Annotated in this window: 18 protein-coding genes; 11 read left to right on the forward strand and 7 right to left on the reverse strand. The window is 35.7% G+C overall.

The features are described 5' to 3' along the window. Positions 1–325 precede the first annotated feature (325 nt). A complete protein-coding gene (gene spxA, locus MOC86_RS00925) occupies positions 326–724 on the forward strand; it encodes a transcriptional regulator SpxA (protein WP_019393828.1) in 399 nt (132 codons plus the stop codon). Here the strand turns inward: spxA and MOC86_RS00930 are convergent. Then, positions 714–1,352 (reverse strand): TerC family protein, encoded by a 639-nt coding sequence (locus MOC86_RS00930; protein WP_268582351.1) that lies wholly within the window; start codon positions 1,350–1,352, stop codon positions 714–716. The genes spxA and MOC86_RS00930 overlap by 11 nt on opposite strands. 463 nt (positions 1,353–1,815) lie before the next feature. Here MOC86_RS00930 and mecA point away from each other — a divergent pair, with 463 nt between their 5' ends. The 4 genes from mecA (at position 1,816) to pepF (ending at position 7,378) form a co-directional block, all read left to right on the forward strand. Continuing rightward, positions 1,816–2,493, forward strand: coding sequence for an adaptor protein MecA (mecA, locus tag MOC86_RS00935; RefSeq protein WP_061803305.1), 678 nt, complete (start codon positions 1,816–1,818; stop codon positions 2,491–2,493). A 121-nt stretch (positions 2,494–2,614) separates the two neighbouring features. Further along, positions 2,615–4,120, forward strand: a complete 1,506-nt coding sequence (gene cls / locus MOC86_RS00940; RefSeq protein WP_268582352.1) for a cardiolipin synthase — start codon at positions 2,615–2,617, stop codon at positions 4,118–4,120. Between the two features lie 104 nt (positions 4,121–4,224). Beyond that, entirely contained in the window at positions 4,225–5,412 is a 1,188-nt protein-coding gene (locus MOC86_RS00945) for a competence protein CoiA (protein ID WP_268582353.1), read from the forward strand. Between the two features lie 154 nt (positions 5,413–5,566). Then, positions 5,567–7,378, forward strand: coding sequence for an oligoendopeptidase F (gene pepF / locus MOC86_RS00950; protein ID WP_268582354.1), 1,812 nt, complete (start codon positions 5,567–5,569; stop codon positions 7,376–7,378). A gap of 32 nt (positions 7,379–7,410) precedes the next feature. On the opposite strand, the gene MOC86_RS00955 is transcribed toward pepF, so the two are convergent. From MOC86_RS00955 to MOC86_RS00975, 5 genes are all read right to left on the reverse strand, one after another. Further along, positions 7,411–7,587: a hypothetical protein gene (locus MOC86_RS00955; protein ID WP_019393822.1), complete on the reverse strand. Its 177-nt coding sequence runs from the start codon at positions 7,585–7,587 to the stop codon at positions 7,411–7,413. A gap of 286 nt (positions 7,588–7,873) precedes the next feature. Beyond that, positions 7,874–8,755 carry a ClpXP adapter SpxH family protein gene (locus MOC86_RS00960; RefSeq protein WP_326847697.1) on the reverse strand — a complete coding sequence of 294 codons (882 nt, stop codon included), beginning with the start codon at positions 8,753–8,755 and terminating at the stop codon, positions 7,874–7,876. Next, positions 8,752–9,153 carry a globin gene (locus tag MOC86_RS00965; protein WP_040057143.1) on the reverse strand — a complete coding sequence of 134 codons (402 nt, stop codon included), beginning with the start codon at positions 9,151–9,153 and terminating at the stop codon, positions 8,752–8,754. The genes MOC86_RS00960 and MOC86_RS00965 overlap by 4 nt, the downstream gene beginning before the upstream one ends. Before the next feature lie 246 nt (positions 9,154–9,399). Next, positions 9,400–10,044 carry a lytic transglycosylase domain-containing protein gene (locus MOC86_RS00970; protein WP_268582355.1) on the reverse strand — a complete coding sequence of 215 codons (645 nt, stop codon included), beginning with the start codon at positions 10,042–10,044 and terminating at the stop codon, positions 9,400–9,402. Further along, positions 10,037–10,633: a CYTH domain-containing protein gene (locus MOC86_RS00975; RefSeq protein WP_268582845.1), complete on the reverse strand. Its 597-nt coding sequence runs from the start codon at positions 10,631–10,633 to the stop codon at positions 10,037–10,039. The genes MOC86_RS00970 and MOC86_RS00975 overlap by 8 nt, the downstream gene beginning before the upstream one ends. A gap of 226 nt (positions 10,634–10,859) precedes the next feature. Between MOC86_RS00975 and MOC86_RS00980 the strand changes: the two genes are divergently transcribed. The 4 genes from MOC86_RS00980 (at position 10,860) to MOC86_RS00995 (ending at position 13,748) form a co-directional block, all read left to right on the forward strand. Continuing rightward, entirely contained in the window at positions 10,860–11,240 is a 381-nt protein-coding gene (locus tag MOC86_RS00980) for a hypothetical protein (protein WP_268582356.1), read from the forward strand. A gap of 44 nt (positions 11,241–11,284) precedes the next feature. Next, on the forward strand, positions 11,285–11,908 hold the full coding sequence (locus MOC86_RS00985; RefSeq protein ID WP_061803313.1) for a GTP pyrophosphokinase: 624 nt from the start codon (positions 11,285–11,287) through the stop codon (positions 11,906–11,908). A gap of 22 nt (positions 11,909–11,930) precedes the next feature. After that, positions 11,931–12,725, forward strand: a complete 795-nt coding sequence (locus tag MOC86_RS00990) for an NAD kinase (RefSeq protein ID WP_019393815.1) — start codon at positions 11,931–11,933, stop codon at positions 12,723–12,725. A 123-nt stretch (positions 12,726–12,848) separates the two neighbouring features. Continuing rightward, a complete protein-coding gene (locus MOC86_RS00995) occupies positions 12,849–13,748 on the forward strand; it encodes an RluA family pseudouridine synthase (protein ID WP_268582357.1) in 900 nt (299 codons plus the stop codon). A 16-nt stretch (positions 13,749–13,764) separates the two neighbouring features. On the opposite strand, the gene prpE is transcribed toward MOC86_RS00995, so the two are convergent. After that, positions 13,765–14,520, reverse strand: coding sequence for a bis(5'-nucleosyl)-tetraphosphatase PrpE (gene prpE / locus MOC86_RS01000; protein WP_268582358.1), 756 nt, complete (start codon positions 14,518–14,520; stop codon positions 13,765–13,767). A gap of 261 nt (positions 14,521–14,781) precedes the next feature. Here prpE and mgtE point away from each other — a divergent pair, with 261 nt between their 5' ends. Both mgtE and MOC86_RS01010 read left to right on the forward strand, forming a co-directional pair. Next, the gene (gene mgtE, locus MOC86_RS01005) at positions 14,782–16,155 is read left to right on the forward strand and encodes a magnesium transporter (protein WP_268582846.1); all 1,374 of its coding nucleotides are present in this window, start codon (positions 14,782–14,784) and stop codon (positions 16,153–16,155) included. A gap of 34 nt (positions 16,156–16,189) precedes the next feature. Further along, complete coding sequence (locus MOC86_RS01010) at positions 16,190–18,070, forward strand: monovalent cation:proton antiporter family protein (protein WP_268582359.1); 1,881 nt, start codon at positions 16,190–16,192, stop codon at positions 18,068–18,070. Positions 18,071–18,081: the final 11 nt, after the last annotated feature.

The raw sequence follows: 18,081 nt of genomic DNA on the forward strand, positions 1-18,081 counted from the left end.
ATTTCTTTTTTAAGAAAAGAAAAATAATTTGTTCAAAAAGTTGTCACGAATATTTATCAAGAACATGAAACCCCTTATGACGTTTATTCGTATATTAGGTGTGGTAAAAAAAAGGGAAGCACAAGAAAAATTCGAAAAAGTATACCATTAAGGTCAGATTTGTTGTATAATACTGATAGAGATTCTCAATTTAAACTTATTTTAAATTAGTATCTATTTTAAATAAGTATTATACAAACTATGCTATTTTTAGTATACAAAAAAGAACCGCTTCCATCATATTTGAAGTGTTTATGATTTTATTCCAATGAGGAGGAATGAAAGAATGGTTACACTATATACTTCACCAAGTTGTACTTCATGTCGAAAAGCAAGAGCGTGGTTAGAGGAAAATGATATTGCTTATACAGAACGTAACATTTTTTCAGAGCCATTGTCTATTGATGAGATTAAAGAAGTTCTACGTATGACTGAGGACGGAACAGATGAAATTATTTCAACTCGTTCTAAAACGTTCCAAAAGCTGAACGTTCAGCTCGATGCAATGCCATTAAAAGATTTATACAGTCTAATTAAAGACAATCCTGGTTTATTGCGTCGCCCAATTATTCTTGATGAAAAACGCCTGCAAGTTGGGTATAACGAAGATGAGATTCGTCGTTTCTTGCCAAGAAAAGTTCGTACATTTCAACTACGTGAAGCACAAAAATTGGTTAACGAATAAGAAACATATTTCTTTCTATAAAAAAAGTGAGTGTTGGAACAATGTAGAGAGTTGACGAGGAGTGAAAGAAAAAAGCAAGCTTTTCTTCGTGGGTGATCATTTTACCTGCTGTAAACGCAAGGATACCAGAACCAACGTATACAAGAAAAGAAAATTGCTCCATTAAGTAAAGAACTATTTTGCTTCCCCAGACAATAATTGGAACTGAAACAAGCAAGCCAATGACAACAAATGTTAAGTTTCCATGTGCAGCTCCAGCGACAGCTAGTACGTTATCAAGACCCATTACAATGTCCGCAAAAACAATCGTTTTGATGGCTGCAAAAATGGACACACTAGCCTTAATATGTTGTTGTTCTTCTTCTTGGATCAGTAGCTTAATGGCAATACTTATGAGCAAAATACCACCAGCGAACTGTAAATAAGGAATAGTAAGCAAATAGACAGCAATCATGGTCAGAAGAATGCGCACTACAATGGCAAGGCCTGTACCAAGTACAATCGCTTTATTGCGCTGGTTTTCTGGTAAGTTGCGGCAAGCAAGAGCAATAACAATGGCATTATCGCCTCCAAGTACAATGTCAATGCCGATAATCATTAAAATAATGGTGAGCGCTTCAAGTTCCAATTTGACATCCTCCCATCTTCATTACCTAAATATATTCAAAAAAGTCTCAAGCTTGTCTGTTATTTTTTAATTGAAGAAAAAAAGTGATATGAGAGTCTTCCCAAACATTTTATTTTCTTTCTGAGGTATTTTGTCATACAATGAAGATATAATTTACCGTAGTAATGAATATCTACAGTGAGAGCAGAAGTTTTTAGTACCGAAGTCTTCCACTTCTATTCAAAGTCCTTTTAGGGAAACTAATGATAAGATTTAAAAAGGGAGAGAGGAAGAAACTTTACGAAAAACGTGTTCTAGTGTAGAATATGTCCAACGCAAAGCAAAGAGCTGATGTATAACGTTTTCTCGGAGCGATTAAGAATGAATGTAAGTGGGTAAAAGAAATACAAAAAAGGGGTCATATCGTCCCTTCAGAAACAGGTCAAATGCCTTGTAATGAAAACGAGAAGGGAGAGAGCTACGCATGGAAATAGAACGCATAAATGAAAATACAGTAAAATTTTACGTTTCCTATATTGATATAGAAGAAAGAGGCTTCGATCGAAATGAAATTTGGTTTAGTCGCGAACGAAGTGAAGAACTCTTTTGGGATATGATGGATGAAGTTCATCACAAAGAGGAGTTTACAATTGAAGGTCCTCTTTGGATTCAAGTGCAAGCAATGGATAAAGGAATCGAGGTTGTCGTTACAAGAGCAAGTCTTTCTAAAGATGGGCAAAAATTTGAAGTCCCTGTTGGGGAAGACAAAAAAATTGATATTCCTGTTGATGAAAAACTGGAATCCTTACTTGATGATCATAATATAAGTGAAGTTGCTGAAGATGAAGATGATGAAGAATCCCTTCAGTTTGTTCTTCATTTTAAAGATTTTGAAGATCTAATTTCTTTAAGTCATCGTATTCAGCTTCCCGAAATTCCGAACAATTTATATGCTTTCGAAAATCGTTACTACTTATACGTAGAGTTTTTCAACTGCCAAGATGACATTGAAAAATTAGACGATATTCTTAGCATTTTGCTTGAATATAGTGAAGAATCAAGAACAACTGTTCATCATCTTGAAGAGTACGGTAAGCTTGTCATGAAAGAGAATGCACTAGAAGAAGTAAAAAAACATTTCCCACTTCTTGCAAATTCTTAACTTTTAGTTTTGAGCTTGAATGTTGTGCGATATATATAATATGTGGAGAATGAGTCGTTGCCTTGTTATGGTAACGACTTTCTGTTTTTTCACAATATAAAATGAAATAGGTGCATATTTGTTGAAGAACGGAATTAAGCTTATTTTATTTGTTGTCGTTACCGTCTCCTTCGTTCTATTAACTGAACATTTATGGAACAGTACACTGCTTGGCATCTTGAGCGTTCTTATGACAATAAGCGTTATTTTCATTAGCATCCTTATTTCCTTAGAAAATCGCCATCCTAACCAGACGCTTACATGGCTCGTTGTTCTTGGAAGTTTCCCGCTTTTTGGCTTCATTTTTTATATATTTTTTGGACGCAATGTTCGGAAACGAAGACTTTTCGAAAAGAAAGGGAAGTTAGATGAAAAAGTCCTCAAAGAACAAGAGGGAGAATTATTTAAAGATGTTCAACATCCGTTTAATCAGCACGAAAAACGATTGTTCCATCTTGCTCATAATGTTGGGAAAAGCCCAATTTCCTTCAAAACTGAAACAGAGACATTAACAAATGGAACGGAAACGTTTGCTACCATTATAAACGCTTTGTATAGTGCAAGACATCACATTCATTTAGAATATTATATTGTAAGAAGTGATAAGTTAGGAAATCAGATTAAAGAAATTCTCATTGAAAAAGCTTTGCAAGGTGTGAAAGTTCGTTTTTTATACGATGCAGTAGGAAGTTTTAAACTGAAAAAAAAGTATATAAAAGAGCTTGTAAAGGCAGGAGTAGAAATGGTTCCTTTTCTGCCTGTTACTTTCCCGTTGCTAACAAGCAAAGTGAATTTTAGAAACCATCGTAAGTTAATTATTGTAGACGGCTCTATTGGTTTTGTTGGTGGATTGAATATTGGAGAGGAGTATCTTGGACATAGCAGGCATTATGGATTTTGGCGTGACACTCATTTGAAAATAAGAGGAGAAGGTGTTCGTTCTCTTCAGCTTACCTTTTTACAGGACTGGTATTACATGACAGGAGAGGATTTGTTGAACTCTATGTATCTTTTTTCAACGCTTCCTGATGTGAAAAAAGACGGTGGTGTCCAAATTATTGCTGGAGGTCCTGATAGAGAATTTCAAGTGATTAAGCAGCTTTTTTTCTCTATGATTACGACAGCAAGAGAGTCTGTTTGGATTGCATCTCCTTATTTTATTCCTGATGAAGATATTGTGACTGCTTTAAAAGTCGCTTCTTTGAGCGGTATTGACGTGCGAATTTTAACTCCGAAACGGCCGGATAAAAAGATTGTTTTTTATGCTTCTCGGTCTTACTTTCCTGAGTTGATGGGGGCTGGAGTAAAAATATATGAATATGAAAAAGGTTTTTTACACAGCAAAATTATTATCGTAGATCATGAAATAGCTTCCATTGGTACAGCTAATATGGATATGAGGAGCTTTCATCTGAATTTTGAAGTTAATGCTTTTCTTTATAAAACGGGAAGCACTCAGAAACTTGTGTATGCTTTTTTAGAAGATTTTGAGGATGCGAATCATCTAGAAAGTAAACAATTTGCTCAAAGGTCTTTAGCCATTCGTCTTATAGAATCAGCGTGTAGACTCCTATCTCCTCTTTTATAAAGTTCTCTTATTGAGAACTTTTTTTATGGGAAAAAGGATTTTAGAAAATATTGTCGAATAATGACTCGTACTCTAAAAAACTAAAAAGGGGAGGTTTTTAAATTTTGCTTGTTGCTCAAACTGAAACAGGTCAAAAGATTGCTTTGTTAGAACGCTATTCATATGATTATTATCAAGCGCTAAAGGAAACAAAGTTTTACTGTCCAATTTGTAAAGGAAAGCTTATATTGAAAGTAGGGATAAAAAACATTGCTCACTTTGCTCACGAACCGAAAGCCTCATGTGCCTTCGAATATGAAAGGGAAACACCTTATCATTTAGAGGGGAAAAAAGGCCTCTACAGATGGCTCGAAGAACAAACAAAAGTAAAGATGGAAGAATATTTGCCTTCTATATCACAGCGTCCTGATCTTTTTTTACCTGATTCTCATATCGCTATTGAATTTCAATGTTCAGCTCTTTCGCTTGAAGCACTTCGAAAGCGAAATAAAGGCTATTCCCGTTTAAATATTACCCCTCTTTGGATCTTAAGTGCGAAACGTTTTAGAAGAAATGCAAAAGGAAGTCTGAAGGTATCCTATAATGAATGGAAGTTTCTTCAACCACCAGTCTCTCATTCATCTCCCTATCTCCTCTATTATTGTCCGAATTTTTCCCGTTTTACTATCGTTAGCGATATTATAGCTTTCTCCCCGACATCTGTATTTGCCACTGTTTCTTACTACAGCACAGCTTCCTTATCTCTTGACTCTCTTTTTCACCCCGGTTCCTCAAAAGCTTCTTTCTTTGTGCCTTGGGTTATTAAAAAAGGAGAATGGAGAATGAAATACGCCTTATATCCAAAAAATCCGTACGCCCCTCTTTTAAAACTTCTCTATACTCACCATATTCCTCCTTCTCATTTTCCTAGTGAGGCAGGTCTGCCTGTACAAAGTGGTTATTTCATTGAGAGCCATTCTTGTGTGTGGCAACTTTATATATTACTTGATCATTTTCTACCTCAAAAAAGAAATTGTATCATCCACTATGAAACCATTCTCAAGCAGTTTAAAAGAAGGATACAAAGTCGACATGTAAAATTACGAGAACTTCCAATGATAACAAAAGGAAGCTTTGAAGACGCTTTGAAAGAATATTTAAGTTTGCTTAGTACTGTTGGATTTATTACTGAAATAGAATCCAATCGCTTTTCAATCAACAGAGTGTGGACAACAATGCCTATACACAAGCATCCAATTGATGGGGACTATCAAATTATGAATAAACTCCAACTCAAACAGCAAAAAGGATGACAGCATAGAAAGAAAACGATACGATAAAAGGATAGGAAAAACATCCCTATGTTTGAAAAAAAGCAGGGAAGCATAGAATAAACAAAGAATTTATAAAGAAGTAGTAAATTTTTTAACAACTAACTTTGAACAATTAAGATATGGAGGGAAAATGATGACAGAACAAACTAAAAAACTACCAGCACGCAGCGAAATTCCTGAGAAGGATACGTGGAGACTAGAAGATATTTTTGCAACAGATAAAGAATGGGAAAAAGAATTTGATGAAGTAAAAGAACTTATCCCATCTGTTACAGCTTATGCGGGTAAATTAGGAGAGTCATCAGAGAACCTATATAATGCTTTAAAAACACAAGATGAGGTAACACTAAGAGTAGAGAAACTGTATGCATATGCACATATGCGCTACGACCAAGATACAACAAATAGTTTTTATCAAGGATTAAATGACAGAATCCAAAATTTATACACGCAAGTAGCAAGTGCCTTATCATTTATGACACCAGAGATTTTAGCTATTGAAGAAGAGAAGATTTCTTCTTTTTTAGAAGAGAATGAAGCATTGCGTCTTTATAAACATGCTTTAGAAGAAATAACAAGACAGCGTCCACATGTTTTATCCGCTGAAGAAGAAGCATTACTAGCTAAAGCAGGAGATGTTTTAGGAGCTTCAAGCACAACATTTGGAATGCTGAATAATGCGGATCTAGAGTTTCCAACGATTAAAGATGAAGAAGGAAATGAAGTAGAAGTAACACATGGCCGCTATACAAGGTTTTTAGAAAGTGAAGATCGTCGTGTTCGAGAAGAAGCATTTTCAGCAATGTATGATACATATGGAAAATTTAAAAATACGTTTGCAAGCACGCTATCTGGAACAGTAAAACGTGATAATTTCAATGCGCTTGTTCGTCATTATGAGTCAGCTCGTCAAGCAGCTCTTAGTGCAAACAATATACCGGAAGAAGTATATGATAATTTAGTAACAACAATTAATAAACATCTTCCACTTCTTCATCGCTATACAAAGCTTCGCAAAAAAGTGTTAAACGTTGACGAGCTTCATATGTATGATTTGTATACTCCGCTTGTTAAAGACGTTAATATGAAAGTAACGTATGAAGAAGCAAAAGAATATACATTAAAAGGCCTCGAACCTCTTGGAGAAGAGTATAAAAGCGTACTTGAAGAAGGATTTAACAATCGCTGGGTTGATGTGCATGAAAACAAAGGAAAACGCAGTGGAGCCTATTCTTCTGGTTCGTATGGCACAAACCCTTATGTACTCATGAACTGGCAAGATAATGTGAACAATTTATTTACTTTAGCACACGAATTTGGCCATTCTGTGCATAGTTACTATACAAGAAAAACGCAGCCGTATCCTTATGGAGATTACTCTATCTTCGTAGCAGAAGTTGCGTCAACAACAAATGAAGCACTTTTAAATGAGTACTTATTAGAGAATTTAGAAGATGAAAAACAAAAACAGTATGTGTTAAACCACTATTTAGAAGGGTTCCGTGCAACTGTATTTCGTCAAACAATGTTCGCAGAATTTGAACATGATATTCATGTGAAAGCGCAAAATGGCGAACCGTTAACACCTGAACTTCTTTCTAAAACATACTATGATTTGAATAAGAAGTATTTTGGGGAAGATATGGTTATTGATGAAGACATTAGTTTAGAATGGGCACGTATTCCTCATTTTTACTATAATTACTACGTTTATCAATATGCAACAGGTTTTAGTGCTGCAACAGCTTTAAGTAAACAGATCCTAGAAGAAGGAGAGACAGCTGTTGAACGCTATCTAGAGTTCTTAAAGGCAGGAAGCTCCGATTATCCAATTAACGTATTGAAAAAAGCAGGCGTAGATATGACAAGTGCAAAACCAATTGAAGAAGCTTTAAAAGTATTTGAAGAAAAACTTGATGAAATGGAAAAACTTCTAAATCAATAAGAAGAAAGGCAGGAGCTTTTTCCTGCCTTTTTCTATTTGAATCCTGAAAAGCGCTTTCGGTTATTAAGATAGGAGAAGAAAGCTAAAATAACAAGGAAAAAAAGCGGAGCAGCAATAAGCAAAGAAACAAGGTTTAATAAAGAAAGACCATAGAACAGGAACGAGCAAAAGGCAGTGAAAAAAAGCAAAAGTGGATAAAGTTTTTTCATGTTTTTCTCCTTTCTGTACTTTTGCTACTATATATATGAAGAAGAAATCATAACATCCATATTAAAAAGTTTGACAAAAATGTGAAATGAAATACAAAGTACTTGTCAGCACTAGATAATATTTGCTATATTATAGATGTGAAATTAATCACAAACATATACCCCTTTGTTTGACCGTGAAAAATTTCTCCCATCCCCTTGTTGTCTTAATGACAACGAGAAAGACCCAGCAAATTTGCTGGGTCTTTCTTTTGTTTAAAAAAGATATAAGGACTGTTTTAAATGATTAAATAATATAGCGCCAAAATGATCCATGTTTGACAGGGACTTTTTCAACACGCTGTTGAAGCTGAAGTTTTTTTAGCACTTTTTCAGCTTGTTCGATTGATAAATCATAAACAACTGCAACTTCTTTTGTGGCCACAAATGTATAATATTCTAAAAAGATTTCAAGTGGTGGCAGTGGAGAAGGATCTGGCACTTCTTTTAACATTTCAAATAAAATGTTTTTAAATAATTCATAATCATAGTATCCAGAAACTTTAATTCCTTCATCCTCAATATTTTCGTTAAAGAAAACAAGTGTTGGACTTTGATCAACGTCCATTTCATACATAATCTTTGCATCACATTGGAAAGCTTTTGCAGAGCTTTCGCTGAATAAGTCTTTCTTAAATTCTTCGACATCAAGTCCTACTTGTGCGGCAAGGTCAAGGAGTACATCTGGGTCTGTAACATTTTGTTTTTCAAGAAAAAGCGTTTCTTGCATTGCTCTTAAAAAACGTATACCATGCTGTTTTCCTTGAAGCCACGCTGATTTAATAGCAATTGAAGCTGCATGTGGAGTAGAGATTGGATTTTCTAGCCACAAGCTTCCATCACAGGACATTCCAGAGCGACTCCCTGTTTTTTCCCAAACTTGCGCCATTTTTTCAGGCTTTGCTTTTTTTAACGTATTCAGACTCGTTAACTGAGCAGATAAAACATGTTTAAGACTAAAATACTCTCCGTATTCAATTTGAAGTTTTTTAACAATCGGCTCAAGTGCCCAACATTCTGGACAAAGTGGATCAACAAAAAAGTAGACTTCGATCGGCTTTTTGTTTGATCCTCTGCAAAGGTGTTGTAAAGAGAACGCCTTTCTTTTTTCACATTGTTTATTGTTCAAGGTAATACGCCTTCTTCATCTGGAGTATTCACCATATGCTGAGCAGTGAGCGTGAGCCGATGAAAAATTTGGGTTCGCAACATACCGTTAAGTCCTACTTCATCCATTGCGTCACTCATACAGGAGAGCCAAGCCTTTGCTCGCGCTGGCGTGATTTCAAAAGGCAAATGCCGAGCCCTTAACATTGGATGTCCATGTTCATTTGTATAATCGGAAGGCCCTCCTAAATACTGTGTTAAAAACTGTTTTTGTTTTCGAGCTGTTTCAGTTAAATCGTCTGGAAAAATTGGAGCTAAGTCTGGATGATTTCCCACTCTCTTATAAAAAGCTTCTACAAGGTCAGAAATCATGTGTTCACCCCCGATAGCTTCATAAGGCGTCATATCTCTTTTTTCCATTGTCATAACTCCTTTATAAAAAATCTCTATTCAAACATAAAATTGTGAATAAATTCAAATTAGCTTTGTTTAGGTTATGTCCGCTTTCGTTAATATATTGCCAAAAACTTAATGATTCTACTATAGCAATAACAGTCAGAAACAACGGTTTACTTTGTTATATTGTAGCAGTCGTCTCTCTTTAACTCAAACTATCCGCCTATAAGCATCATGCAAAAAAAAGCTCCTGTCTTAGACAGGAAGCCTTTATACTTGATAATAACCCATTACTTTTTTCACATATTCTTTTGTTTCAGTAAAAGGAGGAATTCCTCCATATTTGTCTACATTGCTAGGACCTGCATTATAGGCAGCAAGAGCAAGGGAGACATCTCCATCATATTTCTCAAGCATCTTTTTCAAATATTTTGTTCCTCCTCGTATGTTTTCAAGAGGATTTAAAGGATTTAGTACACCTAGACTTTGTGCTGTAGCTGGCATAAGCTGCATAAGGCCTAATGCTCCTGCGCCGCTCTTAGCATCTTTTTTAAAATTAGATTCTTGCGTAATGACGGCTTTGATGAGTTTAGCATCTACTCCAAATTCTTCGCTCGCTTTATGAATAAGGTCCATAAATGGAGTCTCGCTTTTTTCTGACGCTTGTGCTTGTACAGGTGGGCTCGTCATCGTCACACTCAGAGGAGATGAAAGTGTAAGCTGATTCTGTAAAAAGGCCGTGCTAGATGAACTTTTTTCCGCTTCAGGCGATGAAGCAGATGTCAGCAATACATCGCTAAGGGTCGATGAAAATAGAGAGTTTAAAGATGATTCATTTGCGGGTAGTTTATTAGATGTCATCGTTTGAAAAGCCTGAAGCTGTAGAAGTGCTAAATAAGATTGAATATTATTCATCATGCTCTCCTAGTTGCTTATATTTTAAGTTGAAAAAACGCTGAATTTTATTGTTCGTTTCTCGCATTGGAATATGAAAACGGTTGAGAAGCTCTAGGAATGCTTTTTTTCCACTTTCTTCATTTCTTACTTCATATTCAAGTTCAAAATCTTCATGATTAAGGTATGTGCTATGATCTAAAACAAGCAGTCCGTCCTTATAAGGAACCTCTGCTCTTTTCGTTGTAAGGCTGCCAAATAAGTTAACTTTCCTTACTTCAATACCAAGGGTTTTGATTTGTTTTTCCATTGAAGAAGGAAGAGGAGATTCACCCTTTAATAAACGAGTTGTTTCCTCCTTTGTCAGCGTTTCATGCGTTTCAAGAAGGCCAACTTTACTTGGCTGTTTAAGTGTCAAAACATAGCGATCATTTTTACATCGTATCCGAAGAGCAGCTCGTTTTTCTTTAATATCAAAATTTGGAGTATCGAAATAATAGTTTGTTTGTTCTTTAAACTGACTGTTGTCTATATGAAAAGCATCCATAAGCTTGTGAAATTCAGTAGAAGTTAATAAATTTTTAAATTCAATCTCAATTTCTTGTTTCATCATCTATTTCCTTTCCTTGTAAAAAAAATAATATCCTTTCTATTATTCCATGTTTTGAAGGTAAACTCAATTGTCTCTTTTTTTCTTTATTAAGTGCCTTTCTTTACTAGCATGACTTCTCTACGAATTTTAGCTTTAATATGGTAAAATGAAGGCGGGTAATTCAGAGGTTTTAGTCTAAATATACATAATATGCTCATTTATTGTTGAAGGGAGATTTACTGCTATGTCAAACAGAATTGAAATAAATGGTACGGAATGGAAAGAGGGACGCTTATATATTAAAACAGAAGCGTTAAATCAAAACATTGAAACAATAGAAGATACAGGTCAAATGATTGTTGATTCTGATAATTTATCTTTCATTTATATTATAGATGTAAACGAAGCGTTTGTTTATGTTAGTATTACGGAGCCATACTGGAATGACATTAAGGAAGCGAAAGAAAATAATGCCAATGTTGTAGCTCTTGTAGGTGAACATGAAGTACAACTTGAAAATATTTTCACAGAATTAGAAGACCTTGTAGAAAACATCGAAGGAAACTCTAACTATGGAGAAGAATTTATGGGTTCTGTTGAAAAAATATTTTTAAATAAAGCTTAAAAGAGCACATATTTTCTTGAACAAAATTGGTGGTGTAAATCAGTATGTTAAAACATTGGGATTTATTTTTAGCTCCTTATAAACAAGCGGTTGAAGAATTAAAAGTAAAATTAAAAGGAATGAGATCTCAGTATGAGTTGAAATCAACTCATTCTCCGATTGAATTTGTAACAGGTCGGGTGAAGCCGATTCCGAGTGTCCTTGATAAAGCAGCGAGAAAAGGGATTCCGCTAGATCGTTTAGAAGAAGAAATGCAGGATATCGCGGGGCTACGTATGATGTGTCAGTTTGTCGATGACATTCCCTCTGTTGTAGAGATTTTAAAAGAAAGAAACGATTTTGAAGTTGTAGAAGAAAGAAACTATATTACAGAGAAGAAGGAAAGTGGCTATCGTTCTTATCATGTTGTACTACGCTATCCTGTTCAAACGATTGAAGGTGAGAAAAAAATTCTCGTCGAAATTCAGATTAGAACGCTTGCGATGAATTTTTGGGCAACAATTGAACATTCGTTGAACTACAAATATAGCGGCAACTTTCCAAAAGAAATTAAAGAGCGTTTACAACGCGCTTCAGAAGCAGCTTTTCAACTTGACGAAGAGATGTCTAAAATAAGGGAAGAAATCCAAGAAGCCCAAGTTATGTTTTCACGAAAGAAAGAAAAATAACAATCAATGGAGGGAGCCACAATTGAAATTTGTAGTAACGTCAAAAGGTGATGAAACATCGAATACGCTCGCACAAAAAATGCGTACATATTTGCTTGATTTTAATTTAGAGTATGATGAAACACATCCAGATATTGTTATCTCAGTTGGAGGAGATGGAACACTTCTCTATGCTTTTCACCGTTATCAGCATCGTTTAGATAAAACTGCTTTTGTTGGAGTTCATACAGGACATTTAGGCTTCTATGCGGATTGGAGACCGAAAGAGATTGAAAAGCTCGTTATTGCAATCGCTAAAACTCCGTTTCAAATTGTGGAATATCCCCTTGTTGAAGTGATTATTCGCTATTTAGGTGGAGGGAAAGAATCGCGCTATCTTGCTTTAAACGAGTGTACAATAAAAAGTGTTGAAGGTTCTTTAGTTGTAGATGTTGAAATTAAAGGGCAGCTCTTTGAAACGTTTCGAGGGGATGGTCTCTGTATTTCGACTCCTTCTGGAAGTACTGCTTATAATAAAGCATTGGGAGGAGCTATTCTTCATCCATCTCTTCAAGCTATCCAAGTTGCAGAGATGGCTTCTATCAATAATCGCGTATTCAGAACAATTGGTTCACCGCTTGTTTTGCCAGCTCATCATACAGGGATGTTCAAGCCTGTGAATGACGTCGATTTTCAAATTACAATTGATCACCTGACGTTGCTTCATAAAGAAGTAAAGTCTATTCAATGTCGTGTGGCTCAAGAGAAAATTCGCTTTGCGCGCTTTCGTACATTTCCGTTTTGGCAAAGAGTACGAGATTCATTTGTTACAGAATAAAAGGAGGCAGCTTTATAAAAAGCTGCCTTTTTTGTATATTTTATATAAAGCGCGAGTTGCGTTTTCTTTTTTAAATAAGTAATAAAAAGTTTTTGATTTATATTAAATAAAGAGGTAGAGATAATGGAAAAAAGGTTTACGCTTTCTTGGGAAATTCCAGCACACTATGATGGAACAATAACGAGAGACTTTTTAAAGGATCATTCCATCTCAAAAGCATCGCTTACAGCAATTAAATTTCAAGGTGGATTTATTAAGGTTAATAATCAAGATGAAACAGTACGATATATATTAAAAGAGGGTGATGTTTTAGAGGTAGCTTTTCCACTTGAAAAACGAAGTGAGAACATTAAAGCAGAGAAAATGCCCTTGGATATTCTATATGAAGATGAGCATTTTCTCGTTGTTAATAAAAGGGCAGGTATTGCGACAATTCCTTCACGAGAACATCAATCAGGTACGTTGAGTAATGCGCTTTTGTACTATTATGTACAGAACGATATTCATGCAACACTACACTTTGTTAATCGACTTGATAAAGATACATCAGGACTTCTTGTTGTGGCAAAGCATAGATATAGTCATTATTTATTTTCAAAAGCGCAGCAAAGTCATAAAATCCATCGCTTTTATCAAGCATTTGTTCATGGTGTTCCTACAGAAGAAGGAACAGTATCAGCTTCAATTGGTAGAGCAGATGATAGCATTATTAAGAGAGAAGTTGTAGAGAATGGCCAGTATGCTGTAACTCATTACAAAGTGCTTGAACGCTTCAAAGAGGCAGCTATTGTTGAGCTTTCTTTAGAAACGGGAAGGACGCATCAAATTCGCGTGCATATGAGCTATATCGGGCATCCTTTACTTGGAGATGATTTATACGGAGGTAAGCAAGGGAGAATGAACCGTCAAGCGCTTCACTGCTATAAAATGGAATTTAAACATCCGTTTACGGGTCAATATTTATCATTTATAGGAGAACTACCAGAAGATATGTTGAAATGTCAAAGAGAGCTTGCACAGTAAAGCAAGCTCTCTTTTTTTAAGAGAAAGTAGAAAATTTCTCTTCAACATATGGCATTGAGGAGGGAATAGACATCGTTTCATATTGAGGATATCGGAAAGCTGTGAGAGCTCCTCCGAAAACTACTCCAGTATCAATGTTATATGTATTATTCACTTTTCGGACATTTTTAACAGGTGTATGCCCATAGACAATAGTTGCTTTCCCCTCATAGTGCTGAGCCCAATCTCGACGAACTGGGGAGCCGTTTGAATGCACTTCTCCTGTGATGTCTCCATAAAGAACGAAGGTTTTCACATGATGACTATGTTTTCCAATATCTTTTTCCCGGATGCCAGCATGTGCAACAACTAATTTTCCTTTATTCAGCACAAGATAAAGAGGAGCTTTTTCATACAGTTTCATGAACTGTTCACGAACGAGTGCCTGCTTGTCTTTGGAAAGGGATCTATATTCAGCAACAGTTGTTTCAAGGCCGTGGGTGATTTGTACTTTATTTCCTTTAAAGAACCGATAAAGTTTGTTGCAGTGGTTACCAGGACAATAGAAAGCGGCCTTTTTGCTAACGAGTTTTGAAACGATATCTATAACAGCTAAGGAATTTTTTCCTCGATCTGTTAAATCACCTAAAAATACGAGTTTCCTTCCATCTGGATGTAAGGGAATATCGGTATTCCACTGGTAACCAAGCTCTTTTGTTAGAAGGACAAATTCATCATAGCAGCCATGAATATCACCGATTACATCAAATCCTTGCGCAGATTGTTTAACCATGTTATCATTCCTTTTTAAGTTTATCCGTAGTTGAATTTTAGAGGATTTTCTTCTATATTTCTCTTCGATATGTGGTAATTCTAGAGGAAACGTTCGAAGTTTCTAGAACTTTTTCAACACATTTTATCATGTCCTATCCGTTTTCTTTCTACTCTAACATTAAAAGATAAAAACTAAAACAAAAGAGGGTACATTGATTTTATCGGAATACATGTATCCTCTAGCTTCTATAGATGAACAACTTCATGGAGGTGGGTTATGATGAATAATGAAAAAGTGCAAGAAAGAAAGGAGCAGACAGAGCTCATTTTGTTTCATTTACTTCATTTACGTGACATTGAAACATTTAGAGAAGAGTTTCTGAATCTCCATTCTTATGATCAAGCTCAGTTTTATGAAGAGCTTAATGAAGAAGAACGCCTTATTTTATATAGTTTCCTCTCACCAGAGGAAATGGCTTCAATCTTTGAAAGTATTGAAGTTTCAGAGGAAGAGTATAAGGAGCTTCTTGGCGAAATGATGCCGGACTTTGCAGCTAATATGTTAGCAGATATGTACGCTGATGATGCGGTTGACGTGTTAAATGAGCTTGATAAAGAACAAGTTGCAAGCTATTTAACGATTATGGATGATGAAGCAGCAGATGAAATTAAAGAGCTTCTTCATTATGAAGAATCAACTGCTGGCAGTATTATGACAACAGAGTACGTAGCTATTTATGCAAACGAGACAGTAAGTTCAGCAATGAGAATTTTAAAAGAAAAAGCACCTGTTGCCGAAACCATTTATTATGTATTCGTCATAGATGATGAGAAACGCCTTGTTGGAGTTATTTCTTTACGTGATCTTATTGTGGCAGAAGATGACACGTTAATTCGTGAAGTAATGAGCGAAAGAGTTGTATCTGTATCTGTTGCTGAAAATCAAGAAAAAGTAGCACGTACAATGCGAGACTACGATTTTTTAGCTCTCCCAGTTGTTGATTTTCAACACCACCTCCTTGGAATCATTACCGTTGATGACGTAATGGACGTTATTGATGAAGAGGCATCTGATGATTATTCAAAGCTTGCCGGGATTTCAGACGTTGATGATACGATTCGGACTCCCTTTTCAGCGGCAAAGAAACGCTTGCCGTGGCTTGTCATCCTGCTATTTTTGGGAATGCTAACAGCAAATCTTATTGGGCAGTTCGAAGAGACACTTGATAAAGTGGCAATACTTGCAGTCTTTATTCCTCTTATTGGTGGAATGGCTGGTAATACAGGAACACAGGCATTAGCAGTTGCTGTTAGAGGAATTGCAACAGGTGAAGCGGATAAGGAAAGTAAATGGAAACTTATCGTCCGTGAAGGATTAACAGGGGTAATAACAGGAGGAAGCTGTGGAATCTTAGTCGTTTTTGTTGTTTATATATGGCAACACAGCTTCGTGTTAGGACTGCTTGTTGGAGCTTCTATTTTTGCAACTCTTATTGCAGCAACAATTGCAGGAGCGCTTGTTCCGATTATTATGCACAAATTTAAGATTGACCCTGCTGTTGCTTCAGGTCCATTCATTACAACCGTAAATGACATTATTAGTGTATTAATTTATTTTGGGCTTGCAACAACATTTATGAGTTATCTTACTTGATAGTAAATAAATTAAAGAAAGAAGGTGGAGTAACATGGAAGAACATGCTTCAGTTGTCTCACTAGCTATTGTTGTTATCTGTGCTTTCTTAACTCCTATTTTGCTACATCGTTTCAGGTTAAGGGTGATTCCTGTTGTTGTAGCTGAAATCATTGTTGGTCTTATTATTGGAAAAAGTGGATTTGATCTTGTTCAACAAGATATGTGGCTTGAAACATTATCAACCCTAGGATTTATCTTTTTAATGTTTTTGAGCGGAGTTGAAATTGATTTTTCTGCTTTCACGGGTAGTAAGCAAAAAGAGAAGCTTCCGAATGGGAAAAATGCTCCAAATACGTTTGTAATTTCAACCTTGATTTTTGTAGGAGTTTTTATTCTTTCCCTTCTTCTTTCATACTTGTTTGTATGGATGGGGTTTATCGACAACGCATTCTTAATGACGCTTATTATTTCAACTATTTCCCTTGGTGTTGTAGTTCCAACCTTAAAAGACCGCCAAATTATGAAAACAAATATTGGGCAGATTATCCTGCTTGTTGCCGTTATTGCTGACTTGGTGACAATGATCTTGCTTGCTGTTTTTGCCTCTCTTCACGAAGGGGGAGGAGGCAGTATGTGGCTTCTTCTTATCTTATTTGGGGCTGGAATTGTTCTTTATATTTTTGGAAACTACTTCAAAAAGAGATCGTTTGTAGAGTCTCTATCCACGGGAACGATTCAAATTGGAACCCGAGCTATCTTTACCCTTATTATCGTTCTTGTTGGATTATCAGAATCTATTGGGGCAGAAAATATTTTAGGAGCATTTTTAGCAGGTGTTCTGGTGTCTCTGTTATCACCAAATCACGATATGGTACAAAAACTTGATTCATTTGGATATGGGTTCTTAATTCCGATTTTCTTTGTAATGATTGGAGTGGATTTAAATTTAGGTGAGATGGTAAGTGATTCTAAAGTAGTCATTCTTATTCCACTTCTTGTGATAGCGTTGCTTATCTCAAAAATTATTCCGGTTTATATGTTAAAGAGATGGTATGATACAAAGACCGTCTTTGCTGCGGGATTTTTATTAACTTCCACATTATCTCTTGTAATTGCAGCTACAAAAGTTGGTGAAAATCTAGGCGTTATTGATAAAAAAATGAGTGATGCTCTTGTTTTAGTTGCTGTTATTTCAAGCATTATTTCACCAATCTTATTTGCTAAGCTATTCCGTAACCCATCGTCAGAAAACCCAACGGTTCGGGTCAAACTGATTGGAGCAAACCAGCTTACTTTACCTGTGACAAAAGAGCTTAGCCCATATGTATATGATGTTACATTGTTTCATCCAGTACAGGAAAAAGTGGAAGATGAAACATCAAGTTCACTATTTGATATTGTTGAAATTGAAAGCTATGATATAGGAGAACTAAAGAAGCAAGATGTATTTGATACAGACATTCTTGTTGTGACATCTGGAAATGAGGAACGAAATGCAGATATTGCTCTTTATGCGAAAGAGATAGGTATTGAGCGTGTTATTGCGCGAATTGAAACGCCAACTTTACAAGACAAAGTACGCGAACACGATGTTGATGTTTTTTCAGTATTAACTTCAACAACGTCGTTAATGAAAGCTCTTATCGAGTCACCAAGCTTAATTGGGATTTTAACAAATAGAGATACAGCTCTTTATCAAATTGACGTTCATAATCCAAAGTATATGAACATTCCACTTCGAAAATTTCCGTTTACAGGAGATGTGATTTTTGTTCGGATTTTTAGGGGGAACGAGTCCCTTATTCCTCATGGAGACACTGAACTATTAAGAGATGATCAGATTATTGTAACGGGTTCTACAGAGTACGTAGAAGAATTAAAGCGAACATTGCAGTTTGGAAAAAGTCATTCAATCGAGAAGCCTGAACTTTAAGTTCAGGCTTT

The organism is Priestia endophytica, from assembly GCF_026790145.1.
Lineage (GTDB): Bacteria > Bacillota > Bacilli > Bacillales > Bacillaceae_H > Bacillus_I > Bacillus_I endophytica_A.